The organism is Microcystis sp. M165S2 (assembly GCF_020245885.1).
Taxonomy (GTDB): domain Bacteria; phylum Cyanobacteriota; class Cyanobacteriia; order Cyanobacteriales; family Microcystaceae; genus Microcystis.
This window is the reverse complement of the sequence record NZ_JADBTZ010000094.1, coordinates 1-11,672: the sequence shown is the minus strand read 5'-3', so window position 1 is coordinate 11,672 and position 11,672 is coordinate 1. Positions and strand designations below refer to the sequence as shown.

Genomic DNA, 11,672 nt, shown 5'->3' with positions numbered 1-11,672 from the left:
ATTTTTCGACAATGGTTAGAATATTTTGGCTTTAAATACGGTAAGGCTACGGTAGCAGTATCGCCCCATAATACCAGTCAAAATTGTTCTAGCTGTGGAGAAAAAGTACCTAAATCTCTATCTACGAGAACACATATTTGTCCCCATTGTGGCTATGTAGAAGATAGAGATATTAACGCCGCTATCAATATTCTCAAAAAGGGACTAAGTACGGTAGGGCATACCGGAACTCACGCTTGGGGAGAGATTCCCTCTGGTTTGGTTGGATACGTCCTGCCAGATTAAGGAAACTCAATGAACCAAGAATCCCTCGCTTTTAGCGACGGGAGTGTCAAAAGATAATTAAGCGACATTAATCTTGATTTCATGAAAGAACCGTTAATTGAATTGAGAGGAGTATCGAAAAGATTCGGGGATAATGTTATTCTCGACGGTTTAGATTTAACTATTTATCGAGGGGAGGCCCTGGTAATTATCGGGCCATCGGGAACAGGAAAATCAACGGTTTTACGGTTAATTGCGGGATTAACGGGGATAAATGCCGGAGAAATTCGTATTAAAGGTCAATTGCGTCAAGGATTGCTAGAAGATGGTCGAGAAGCGATGCGAACTTCCTTAGTTTTTCAACAAACGGCCCTGTTTGATTCTCTCACCGTCGGGGAAAATGTCGGTTTTTATCTTTATGAACAAACTAATTTAAAAAAAGCCAGAATTAGGGAATTAGTGGAAAAAAGCCTGGAAATGGTCGGTTTACAGGGAATTAGTGACCTTTATCCTTCGGAACTATCGGGGGGAATGCGTAAACGGGTGGCTTTTGCCCGCGCTATTATCACTAATCCCGATAATCAGGCCGATAATCCCGAATTACTGCTGTATGATGAACCTACCGCTGGATTAGACCCGATAGCTTCCACAATTATCGAGGATCTAGTGCGGACTCTCCATGAAAAATCAGGGTCTGCGAACACTTATGTGATGGTTTCTCACCAACAAAGTACCATCCGACGCACCGCCGATCGAGTAGTATTTCTCTATCAGGGAAAAGTGCAATGGCAGGGATTAGTGGCAGATATCGATCGTACCGATCATCCCATGATCCGGCAATTTTTTAGCGCCAGCATTGAAGGCCCGATTAGGACAATCGTTTAAGCTAGATTAAGCTAAATTAAGAACTATCGAGAATGAGAGAAAAATCATGCAGAGTTCGCGAGCTTTACGGGAAGGAAGACTAGGTTTGTTTGCCCTAGGCGGATTATTAGTCTTTGGGGCGCTCGCTATCTGGGTTCGCGGGGGGGGATTTGGTCAAAGAACTTATCAATTAATCTTCGAGTTTGCCGACGTGGAAGGGTTACAAGTCGGGGCGCCGGTGCGTTTTCGCGGGGTGAGAGTGGGAAGAATTACGAGTTTTATCCCTGGGAGTAATCAAGTGGAGGTTATTGCCGAGATAGCTTCTGCTAATTTAGTTATGCCTAGGAAGGTAACTGTTACTACCAATCTTTCCGGATTAATTGGGGAGGCAGCCATCGATATCACTCCCTTAGTTTCTTTAAGTGCTGAAGCCAAAAATCTCGACCCTCTGAGTCCCGACTGTGATCAACAGTTAATTCTCTGTAATAATACTCGTTTACAGGGGACAACAGGAACACAATTAATGTCTAGTGTTGGTCGTTTAGTGGATACTTTTACCAGTCCTGAATTTGTGGGTAATCTCAATGATGTCACCAAAAATACCGCTATAGCAGCTCAAAAAATCGCCCGTTTATCCGATGATACCTCCCAGACTATCCGTAATGCCCAAAGAGAAATCTCTCGTCTATCTTTGGAATTAGCTACCACCAGTCGCTCGGTCACTAATACGGCTAATAATGCCTCCCGTTTTGTCAATACTTTAGATAATACCGTTCAGGAAAATCGCAGTCAAATCAGCAGGACTTTTCAACAATCTTCCCAATTAGTCGCTAATCTTAATGCTGTTCTCAGCGAAAATCGGGGACAAATTGTTAATACTCTCGATAATATTAATCAAGCTAGTTTAGGTATTGGTAGTCTCGCTAATAATCTCAATAATACCGCCCTGAGGTTGAATGCAGGTTTAGATGAAATTGATACTAAACAAGTCATGCAAAATATCGAGACTATTTTGAATAATGCGGTGGAAACATCGAATAATTTACGAGAAATTACTAAAACTATTAACGATCCTGCTACAATTGTCGTACTGCAAAAAACTCTCGAATCCGCTAGGGTGACTTTTGAAAATACTCAAAAAATCACCTCCGATATCGATGAGTTAATTGGTGATCCCCAATTTCGCGAGAATTTAAGACGTTTAATTGATGGCTTAAGTAATCTGCTTTCTTCCGGGGAAGAATTAGAATATAATTTGCGTATCGCTCAAACTTTGGATACCATGACTCAAGAGTTAGCTAAACAAAAAGTTTTGACCATCTCTCGACCTTTAAATCCTAAGCAAATGCAACTCTATCACCAATTTATCGTTCAACAACCTCAAACGAGTGAAAAATGACAAAACAGCACAATTCAAGCGATTTTCAGTGATCAGTAAACAGTAAACAGTAATTGGTGAACTGATAACTGATAACTGATAACTGATAACTGATAACTAATAACTGATAACTGATAACGGATAACTGATAACTGATAACTGATAATAATATGTTGAAATCAATTTGTATTACTCTTGGAACTCGTCCCGAAGCGATTAAATTAGCTCCCGTTATTCGTACTTTTCAAGAATCGGAACAGTTTCAAACCCATGTAATTCTGACGGGACAGCATAAAGAAATGGTAGCGCAGGTGATGGAATTATTTGCTTTAAAAGCAGATGAAAATCTGGATATTATGCAAACCCATCAAACTTTAACTGATATTACTTGCCGCAGTTTACGGGGTTTAGAAACGGTTTTTGAGCGTATAAAACCAGATTTAATTATTGTGCAAGGTGATACTACTACGGCTTTTGCTGCTGCTTTAGCGGCTTTTTATCAACAAATTCCTATCGCCCATGTGGAGGCAGGATTAAGAACTAATGATATCTATAATCCCTATCCCGAAGAAGCTAATCGTCGCCTAATTTCTCAACTGACTACCCTACATTTTGCTCCCACTACTTTAGCCGTGGAAAATTTACAAAAATCAGGGGTGACAGGAAATATTCACCACACCGGCAATACGGTTATTGATGCTTTATTAACCGTAGCCAAAACCGCCCCAGAATGTCAAATTGCGGGCTTAAATTGGTCAGATTATCGGGTTTTATTAGCCACGGTTCACCGCCGGGAAAATTGGGGCGAACCCCTACAGGATATTATCAAAGGATTTACTTTGTTGTTAGAAAAATATGCCGATACAGCCCTATTATTACCCCTCCATCGCAATCCCACCGTCCGAGAACCAATACAGTCCGCTTTGGGCAATCATCCCAGGGTATTTTTAACTGAACCTCTCGATTATGCCGAGTTAGTGGGGGCGATTCAACGCTGTTATTTATTATTAACTGATTCCGGCGGCATTCAAGAAGAAGCCCCTAGTTTAGGAAAACCGGTTTTAGTATTGCGAGAAACCACGGAAAGACCGGAAGCAGTACAAGCGGGAACAGCGAAATTAATTGGCACTAATCCAGAGCAAATTTTAGCAGAAGCGGGAGAATTATTAGGGGATAAAATCGCCTATGCTCGTATGGCTAATGCCATTAATCCTTTTGGAGATGGACAAGCATCCCAGAGAATTCTCCAAATCGTCCAAGATTTTTTGGCTTAATCTATGACTACTTGGTTGGGTATCGACCCCGGATTAGCGATTGTCGGTTGGGCTATTCTCCGGGATAATAGTGAGTTAATGCCGATTTTAGTCGATTACGGCACGATCGAAACTTCTAAAAATCTTTCTACTGCCCAGCGTTTGATCGAAATTGAACGGGATTTAAAGGAGTTAATCGCAGAATATAAACCGGGAGAAATTGCCGTGGAAATGCCCTTTTTTAACCGGCAAATCAAGGCAGCCGGTGGAGTCCTGCAAGCTTTAGGAATTATCAATCTAGTTAGCTGTCGCGATGGGGGAATTGAACCGATTTTCCTCCATCAAGCTAGTTGGAAATGTCATCTCGGCCATGGTAAGGCCACTAAAGCTGAGGTGGCCGAACAAATTAAGTATTTATTCGGATTGACAAAAATGCCTATTAATGATGCTGTAGATGCTATAGCGATCGCCTATGCTGCTTTCAGTGGCGTTCGCAATCAAATCTCTTGAAGTAATTTGACGCAATTGGTCAAAAAATTTAGCTGACAACTAAAAGCCATTTTTAAGCTTGGACTGTCTTAGTTCGATGGGACGGTTGAAGATAATAAGGCCTTCAAATATCTTTGATTAGCGTTGGGTTTCCTTCCTCAACCCAACCTACCATATCAGCGATCACACCAAAGGGTTTAAGTGTGGACATTGTGATAATTGTCATCGTCAATGCTAACAAAAATATGGTATAGTTCTTAAATGAGTATAAGTTTAAAATAATGAAAATAAAAGTTTCCGAAAAAAAGCGATCATCAAACGGAGTTAACCCTCAGTTAAAAGATATTGCCTATTCTATGGACGCACTGATTCCAGGCTTTTATATTTGGTTGGGTTCTTTTTGTTGGCGATTGGGGGGTAGTGATGCAGAAGAAAGTTATCCAGGAACAATACATAGTTTTGCTGGTATCAGCTTAGTTTTACCTGGTTATCAAATTTTTACAACCTATAAAGGTAGTTATAACCCTCGATAAGCATCAAATTGATGGTCTTTCTCCCATTTCATCTAAAATTTTGCCAGCAGAAGTTTTTGAACAATTGATGTTCAATGCCGGTTATACCGTTGTTGGGTCTGCTCCAGCCAAGGGAAATAGAATTAAAGTCTGGTGGAATCATTCTAGTTTCCGTCGTGTTGAAGCAATTTATAGTGAGGATAGAAGTCTGGTTATTACGGCTTATCATCCATGAATCATGAGCTTTCTGTTACGAAAATATATTTATTGTTTACCCACAACTTACTGGTAATCCTAATCCCCAAGGAATGGGTTCTGAGGTATTGTCTAGTTGAGAGCATTTTTCTTTTATAGTTGTACCATCTTGTTGAATATAATAATTTATACTTATATCTGATTGCGATATCCAAAAACTTACTATAGCTGTATTGCCACAGTTTTTAACAATTTGGTTAGCCCAATTATTTAAAAGCTTTGGTGATGCGAAAATATTACTGATGGCAATTCCATTACTGGTAGTAGCACCTACATCATCGATTAGAACAACATCTAATACATCAGTTTTATTTGTTGAATTTCCTGTCCTATAACTATTAGCCGTTCCCTTAGAAACACTAAATTCAACTCTTCTAACCCCTTTAGAACGAATTTCTTGAAGAATTTTATCAACAGTAGCTTGACAGCCTAGCTTTGGTTCTGATTGTGCTTTAACCAAAGGATAGGAACCAGCAAAAAGCGTTAACAATCCTAATAAGGAACATAAGGAAGCACTTAAAAAATTTTGGGAGTTAAATAGTTTCATGGCTTTGTCCTCTGAGAAAACTTAATTAAAATCAAACATTTTTGTTAGCAGTTGAGTTGACGTTAAAAAAGTAACTGTTGGTTGTGTTGGGTTTCGCACATTAAGCCAACCTACACCCTGTTTCAGCTAAAATAGTACATTATGATTGTCATTGCGAGCGATAGCGAAGCAATCTAATCGCGAGATTTTCTCTTGCCTCATTTTAGCTGAAACAGTCCAGTATCCTGAATCTAGCTTGAGCTTTTTATCAGGTATCATGGAGTTAATCTTGTAGGAGCATTCGATATGACTCTGGCATCAGGTGGGCAAGCAACAATCATTCGTACAGAGCGTGGATTGACCATTTCAGGTACACGCATCACTCTTTATGACGTGATGGACTATCGGAAGGCTCATTACCCATCCAAGCTGATCCGTGAAAAACTGGGTCTTAATGATGAGCAGATTCGTTTAGCCCTAGCATATATTGATACTCATCGCGCTGAGGTTGAAGCAGAATACCAAGAATGCCTGCAAACAGCTGCGGAGATTCGGCAATATTGGGAAGATCGAAATCGTGAACGATTTGCCAAGATCGCAGCGATGCCCCCAAAGCCAGGTCAGGAAGCCCTTCGTGCAAAACTTCAAGCCTGGAAAGCCCGGATTGAAGCCGAATGATGAATTTCTTAATTGATTACAACTTAACAGGTGATGCTGTTTTGTTCTGGGGAACTCTTTCGGCTGAAGGATGGCTTGACCTATTAACCATCCGCTTCTTCACCTTTCAGGAAGTTGGGTTGCCGATGGATAGTAGCGATCGCGTCGTTTGGCAATTTGCCCAAACCAACCAGATGATTTTGATTACAGCGAATCGGAATATGAAGGGAGACGATTCTCTAGAACAGACAATACGGGAAGAGAATACGCCAACTTCCTTACCAATTTTGACAATTGGGAATCCTGATCGATTTGATGAGGGCCGCTATCGGCAAAACTGTGCCACTCGTCTGATTGAGATTTTGCTTGATCTCGACAACTACATGGGAGTAGGTCGAATTTTTATTCCCTAAAGATCGCCATCTTCTAGTGGACTGTTTCAGCTAAAATAGTACATTATGATTGTCATTGCGAGCGATAGCGAAGCAATCTAATTGCGAGATTTTCTATTGCCTCATTTAGGTTGACGTTAAAAAAAGTAACTGTTGGTTGTGTTGGGTTTTGTTCTTCAACTACAAGAGCAGCGATCGCACTCATCAAAATTTAGGTTAATTTTTAAGTAATTTCGAGAATATTTCCTGGAGATTAAAATGACAACAAACAAATCTGATTTTGAACAAATCTTTGATGTTTTGAAAAGCTACCTAGAGAGTCTAAAGTTAAAATATCAAGTTAAAAGTTTAGGAGTTTTTGGTTCTTTTGTTAGGGGTGAAGCGACAGCTAATAGTGATCTAGATTTATTGGTAGAATTTAAAGGAGATGTCACTTTTGATAATTATATGGATTTAAAATTTTTACTTGAGGATTTATTTAAGCGCAAAATTGATTTAGTAATCAAGGAAGATATTAAACCCCAGATTCGAGAACGTATTTTAGAGGAAACGGTTTATGTCTCGTGATCTGAGGCTTTATTTAACTGATATTTTGAGTAGTATTCAAAAAATTCAAGATTATACAGCAGGGATGAACTATGATGATTTAATTGAGGATAATAAAACTTTTGATGCAGTCGTTCATAATTTGCAAATTATTGGCGAAGCAGCTAAGCAAATTCCTGATGAGATTAGGCGAAAATATCCTGAGACTGCATGGCGAAAAATTGCTGGTTTAAGGGATATTATTGCTCATGCTTACTTTATGGTTAATCCTAAGATTGTTTGGGATATCATCGCAACAAAAATTGAACCACTTTATAAGACTGTTGAATTGATTTTAGAGAGTGAAATTAAATAGGAGTATTCATTGTTTACCAAAGTGAATAGTAATGTCCATAATGCAAGTTATGTTGTTCAACACTCTATTTTGACTTAAATTACCCTAAAATATTACCTTCTAGTTGTTGGCTAGTTATCAAAGCTAGTAAGCTGAAAGTATAGAATATTTGAGTCAGGTTAAATTTGATCTTCATGGTTTTATCTTTTAAGATGATAAGGAAAAGTTACACTTCGTCATAATTTTATAGACATATTGATAATCCCCAAGGAAGAGGATTAGGTGCATTTTCTGGTTTAACACATTTATTCAATTTTGTCGTTCCATCAGATTGAATGTAGTAATCTTCACCCCAATCTGATTGATCATTACCAAAACCAACTATCGCTGTATTGCTACAATTAGCAACAATTCTATCTGCCCAACTTTTCAATAAACTTTTAGAACCCATGATATTATCAATAATGGATTGACTTCGAGAATCAAAAGTAGGTTTTTTAGTAAAATCCCAAGCACTTAAAATTATTTCTAACTCGTCTGTTCTGTTAGTTGGATTACCCGTGTTATTTTCATTGGCTTTTCCCTTATAAAGCTTAAACCAAGTTCTTCTAACTCCCTTTGAGCTAATTTCTTCAAGGACTTTATTAACAGTAGCTTGACAGCCTAGCTTTGGTTCTGATTGTGCTTTAACCAAAGGATAGGAACCAGCAAAAAGCGTTGAAAATCCTAATAAGGAAGCAATTAACAGATTTTGGGAGTTAAGTAGTTTCATGGTTTTGTCCTCTGAGGAAACTTAATTAAATTGAAACATTTTTGTTGACAGTTGAGTAGTTGAGTTAACTTTTAAAAAAGTAACCGTTGGTTGTGTTGGGTTTCGCGCCTTAACCTAACCTACTAGATCGGCGATCGCACTACAAGATCAGCAATCGCAATTCGGCTAATCCAATCGAAGCCGATCACAAAGACGATAAGTCCCTTTGTTTTTGGGCAATTTCCAAAAGTACATCGTCAAGAGTTGGCTCTGGACTTGCCTTAACGCCCTCAATCTCCTGTTTATGATGCGGAAAAGTTTTAATTTCGGTATGGTGAGGAGCATTATCATAACGAAAAATCATTACTTGATGCTCATCCATATAATGATAACGATATTTTATTTTGGCTTTTACATCAGTATTTTTTACTTCAATAAAATCTAGACGATGATTGTTTTCAAAAATAATTGAAACACTAATATAACCTTGATTCGTATTGTAAATTTTTTTTGTTAGCGAAACAAAGCGTATATTAGGAAAGGATTGAAGGATTGTTTCGATTTGCAAAAAATAGGCTTCAATCATCTTAACTTTTGAAGTTGAATTTCATTTTGTCCGAGCATTTCACACAATCCAGCCCAAATCATAAAATCTTCTTCATCCGCTAAGATACCTTGAGAAAATTCTTGATAAAATTTTTCAGATGTTATCTGATATTTCTGCTCAAAAACTCTTAAGTCTAATCTTAAATTTAAAATTGCTCTTTGCAATCTTACTATCTGATCATCAATAATACTTTGAGCAAAACTTTCTTCATCTTCTACAGAACTTAAAATTATTTTTAATCGCTGTTCGGTTTTGGGTTGAACAGATAGGTGAAAATCTAACATTAGTTTACCTCATCAGCTAAATTACCAGAATGGCGATCGCCTACTTAATTTGCTCATTGATTAAGTTGAAAAGACCACGAATGAATTTGGCGGATATTGAGCGGCTACATAGCTCATAATATCATAAGTGGTTTCATGGTTTTGTCCTCTGAGAAAACTTAATTAAAATCAAACATTTTTGTTGGCAGTTGAGTAGTTGAGTTGACGTTAACAAAGTAACTGTTGGTTGTGTTGGGTTTTATTCTTCAACTACAAGAGTAGCGATCGCACTACATAAATTATAATTTAATGCTCAGGGATTGGGGTTTGATAATCCCAGCGTCTATCTTCTATATGTTAACAATTTCATTAGGGTGAATAATCTGAATGTCAGGAATTTTAATAAAGTCATCTGGATTAAAAGTCAGTAAATGAGTTAATTTCTGGGTTTTCATGACAGCTATTAAGCGAATATCATGAGTTCTTTTTCCCTTAATATTATAAGTATTCGCTAGATCATGCCAATAAAAGAAAATTTCGGATGTTTCTTCTATCCAAGAAAAACGATTAATTAATTGATTGACTTCATCACTGGTTTGCTTAACACTCCATCCTAAACCATTTACTTCTATTGGTCTTGTTGCGACTACCCAAAATTCAATCAATACTTGAGAGGTAATATAGCAATCATGACCACTTTTCAATAAATTAGAGACAGCTTTAATGGCCAGTAAATGACTAGAAGAATCTGGATCACTTCCTCGCAGTAAAATATTAGTATCGAGTAAATATTTAGCCATTAATCCTCGTAAATACTATCACGATGTAGGGCTTCATCCGGGAGACTGAATCCTCTTTTTTGATGACTCATTGCCCATTCTTCCCATCTCTTGGCTTTTTCTTGTGGAGAAATATAGCTATTATCAATTTTAAAATTATTTGTTTTTTTTAGGAGTTTCATAAATGTTAATACTTGCTCTTGACCAGATTCATCTAATGTTCGCCATGTTTCTAGTAAAATTTCTTCGGTAGTCATTTTTATTTCCTCATCAAGTTGTTAAGGAGAATTACATTTGAGAAAACTTAATTAAATTGAAACATTTTTGTTGGTAGTTGAGTTGACGTTAAAAAAGTAACTGTTGGTTGTGTTGGGTTTCGCATATTAAGCCAACCCACAAAATTAGTGATCGCACTTTATTTTTATAGTTTGCTTTATAAACAGAAGGAATTAGGTAAAATTTTAAACTATTTTAGGCACTGGCAAATATTTTATTTTCGTGGTGGAAATACTTGTCTTTTTAAGATGGTCATTTCTCCTGAAATTGTACCATAGCGTTTGGTTGCATTAGCAGATTTTGCAAAAGATTCAGAGACTTTACGAACAGATTTTTTATCTAAATTCGCAACCTCAAAAATACCATTTCCACAGTCTAATAAAATTTCTAAAGGAGAAATAAAACCTTTGTATTCAAATCCTCCATAAGAATCATAACAAGTACGAAGTGACAGTTCATTATAATTGTTTTGCATATCAATTATTGCATAAGTAACTTCTCCATCTCCTCCATCATAACCAACATCCCCTTGTAATATTAAATATCTGTTGTTAGCAGAAAAGGATATTGGACTAATAACTTGATACAGGCCATTTTCTGATTTTAGAGAAATTCGTTTTTGGGTTATATTTTTAACTATTAGTGTGGTAATTGGAGTCTGTCGCCCTTCGAGAGGGTAGCAATAGCCATCATGTCCACTTCGGTCGCCTTTCTTACCGACTCTCCTTAAAACTCCCTCATAGTAAACCGTTGTTTCTCCATCAAGAGAAGTTAATTTTTGAGAGCGATAGTTAACTTCTGTTGTTCCTTGACAATTATCTTTTTCGACTTCAAGTATTGGATCTACTTGATTATTTTGTGCTATGCCATTAGTGGCAATACCAACAGTTATGGCAAATAAGATAAAGTAGATTGAGTTTGATACTTTGATTTTCATAGAGTTTAATCTCCTCAATTAAGTGTTGTCATTATCTCGAATTACTGTTTGAGTTGACAAGTAGATTGACACTTGCCTAAAAAGCGACCTTTTGTATCTATAACTTCAATGGGATTATCTAAATCTTGGCGAGTTTGGCGGAAGTGGAGAATTTGCAATCCGGTTTTACGAGGCTCCACGACGAAAATATATTTATTGTTTGCCCATCTGATTTGTCTTAATTTATACTTAATTAATCTAACTTCGTTGTGTGAGTTTGGTGTGCCATACCCATTTGTTTCGGCGAATCTCTTCCAGCATCTGCCTATGCCTAAAGCTGCATTTTTATCGCGTCTTATTATATACTCAATTCCCGAAAATATTTCCGTGTCCTTTCCTCCGCTAATACCATAATAAGAATTAAAAAAAAGAATATCTGCGCTCCAATAATCATTATAATATTATAATAGGAGCATCTCACCTTTGCAATAAGTAGAAATGCTTAATGATCTCAATAAAAAAGTTAAAAAAGGCAACCATTTAGATAAGCACAGCGATGACGAAGGACTTGCGGTACATTACCAGATTCCCAACTTGCACCAGTAATTTT

General features: G+C 37.4%; 18 protein-coding genes. 10 read left to right on the top strand and 8 right to left on the bottom strand.

Annotation, left to right across the window (positions count from 1 at the left end; genetic code table 11):
- The 6 genes from IM479_RS05145 to IM479_RS05120 all read left to right on the top strand — a co-directional run.
- A partial coding sequence (locus tag IM479_RS05145) for an RNA-guided endonuclease InsQ/TnpB family protein (RefSeq protein ID WP_287699281.1) occupies positions 1 to 285 on the top strand: 285 nt, incomplete at its 5' end.
- An 81-nt stretch (positions 286 to 366) separates the two neighbouring features.
- Positions 367 to 1,149: an ABC transporter ATP-binding protein gene (locus IM479_RS05140; RefSeq protein ID WP_287685334.1), complete on the top strand. Its 783-nt coding sequence runs from the start codon at positions 367 to 369 to the stop codon at positions 1,147 to 1,149.
- Between the two features lie 46 nt (positions 1,150 to 1,195).
- On the top strand, positions 1,196 to 2,527 hold the full coding sequence (locus IM479_RS05135) for an MlaD family protein (RefSeq protein ID WP_287685333.1): 1,332 nt from the start codon (positions 1,196 to 1,198) through the stop codon (positions 2,525 to 2,527).
- A gap of 149 nt (positions 2,528 to 2,676) precedes the next feature.
- Positions 2,677 to 3,780 (top strand): non-hydrolyzing UDP-N-acetylglucosamine 2-epimerase, encoded by a 1,104-nt coding sequence (gene wecB, locus IM479_RS05130; protein WP_286825749.1) that lies wholly within the window; start codon positions 2,677 to 2,679, stop codon positions 3,778 to 3,780.
- Between the two features lie 3 nt (positions 3,781 to 3,783).
- Positions 3,784 to 4,269 carry a crossover junction endodeoxyribonuclease RuvC gene (locus tag IM479_RS05125; RefSeq protein WP_016514371.1) on the top strand — a complete coding sequence of 162 codons (486 nt, stop codon included), beginning with the start codon at positions 3,784 to 3,786 and terminating at the stop codon, positions 4,267 to 4,269.
- A 260-nt stretch (positions 4,270 to 4,529) separates the two neighbouring features.
- On the top strand, positions 4,530 to 4,781 hold the full coding sequence (locus tag IM479_RS05120; RefSeq protein WP_287685332.1) for a hypothetical protein: 252 nt from the start codon (positions 4,530 to 4,532) through the stop codon (positions 4,779 to 4,781).
- A 250-nt stretch (positions 4,782 to 5,031) separates the two neighbouring features.
- On the opposite strand, the gene IM479_RS05115 is transcribed toward IM479_RS05120, so the two are convergent.
- On the bottom strand, positions 5,032 to 5,562 hold the full coding sequence (locus IM479_RS05115) for a hypothetical protein (protein WP_287685331.1): 531 nt from the start codon (positions 5,560 to 5,562) through the stop codon (positions 5,032 to 5,034).
- A gap of 285 nt (positions 5,563 to 5,847) precedes the next feature.
- Here IM479_RS05115 and IM479_RS05110 point away from each other — a divergent pair, with 285 nt between their 5' ends.
- The 4 genes from IM479_RS05110 (at position 5,848) to IM479_RS05095 (ending at position 7,491) form a co-directional block, all read left to right on the top strand.
- Positions 5,848 to 6,219, top strand: a complete 372-nt coding sequence (locus IM479_RS05110) for a DUF433 domain-containing protein (protein WP_287685330.1) — start codon at positions 5,848 to 5,850, stop codon at positions 6,217 to 6,219.
- Positions 6,219 to 6,611: a DUF5615 family PIN-like protein gene (locus IM479_RS05105; RefSeq protein WP_287078129.1), complete on the top strand. Its 393-nt coding sequence runs from the start codon at positions 6,219 to 6,221 to the stop codon at positions 6,609 to 6,611. Before IM479_RS05110 ends, IM479_RS05105 begins: the two co-directional genes overlap by 1 nt.
- A 237-nt stretch (positions 6,612 to 6,848) precedes the next feature.
- Positions 6,849 to 7,157 carry a nucleotidyltransferase family protein gene (locus tag IM479_RS05100; protein ID WP_287078125.1) on the top strand — a complete coding sequence of 103 codons (309 nt, stop codon included), beginning with the start codon at positions 6,849 to 6,851 and terminating at the stop codon, positions 7,155 to 7,157.
- Positions 7,147 to 7,491 (top strand): HepT-like ribonuclease domain-containing protein, encoded by a 345-nt coding sequence (locus IM479_RS05095; RefSeq protein ID WP_287685329.1) that lies wholly within the window; start codon positions 7,147 to 7,149, stop codon positions 7,489 to 7,491. Before IM479_RS05100 ends, IM479_RS05095 begins: the two co-directional genes overlap by 11 nt.
- Positions 7,492 to 7,714: 223 nt before the next feature.
- Here IM479_RS05095 and IM479_RS05090 read toward each other — a convergent pair whose 3' ends face one another.
- From IM479_RS05090 to IM479_RS05060, 7 genes are all read right to left on the bottom strand, one after another.
- Positions 7,715 to 8,242, bottom strand: coding sequence for a hypothetical protein (locus IM479_RS05090; RefSeq protein WP_287685328.1), 528 nt, complete (start codon positions 8,240 to 8,242; stop codon positions 7,715 to 7,717).
- Between the two features lie 184 nt (positions 8,243 to 8,426).
- Complete coding sequence (locus IM479_RS05085) at positions 8,427 to 8,807, bottom strand: toxin-antitoxin system TumE family protein (RefSeq protein WP_287685327.1); 381 nt, start codon at positions 8,805 to 8,807, stop codon at positions 8,427 to 8,429.
- Complete coding sequence (locus IM479_RS05080; protein ID WP_287676323.1) at positions 8,804 to 9,112, bottom strand: hypothetical protein; 309 nt, start codon at positions 9,110 to 9,112, stop codon at positions 8,804 to 8,806. Before IM479_RS05080 ends, IM479_RS05085 begins: the two co-directional genes overlap by 4 nt.
- 329 nt (positions 9,113 to 9,441) lie before the next feature.
- Positions 9,442 to 9,891: a type II toxin-antitoxin system VapC family toxin gene (locus IM479_RS05075; RefSeq protein ID WP_287685326.1), complete on the bottom strand. Its 450-nt coding sequence runs from the start codon at positions 9,889 to 9,891 to the stop codon at positions 9,442 to 9,444.
- The gene (locus IM479_RS05070) at positions 9,891 to 10,127 is read right to left on the bottom strand and encodes a hypothetical protein (protein WP_287685325.1); all 237 of its coding nucleotides are present in this window, start codon (positions 10,125 to 10,127) and stop codon (positions 9,891 to 9,893) included. Before IM479_RS05070 ends, IM479_RS05075 begins: the two co-directional genes overlap by 1 nt.
- A gap of 233 nt (positions 10,128 to 10,360) precedes the next feature.
- Complete coding sequence (locus tag IM479_RS05065; protein WP_287685324.1) at positions 10,361 to 11,083, bottom strand: hypothetical protein; 723 nt, start codon at positions 11,081 to 11,083, stop codon at positions 10,361 to 10,363.
- A gap of 41 nt (positions 11,084 to 11,124) precedes the next feature.
- The gene (locus IM479_RS05060) at positions 11,125 to 11,262 is read right to left on the bottom strand and encodes a hypothetical protein (RefSeq protein ID WP_287685323.1); all 138 of its coding nucleotides are present in this window, start codon (positions 11,260 to 11,262) and stop codon (positions 11,125 to 11,127) included.
- Positions 11,263 to 11,672 lie beyond the last annotated feature (410 nt).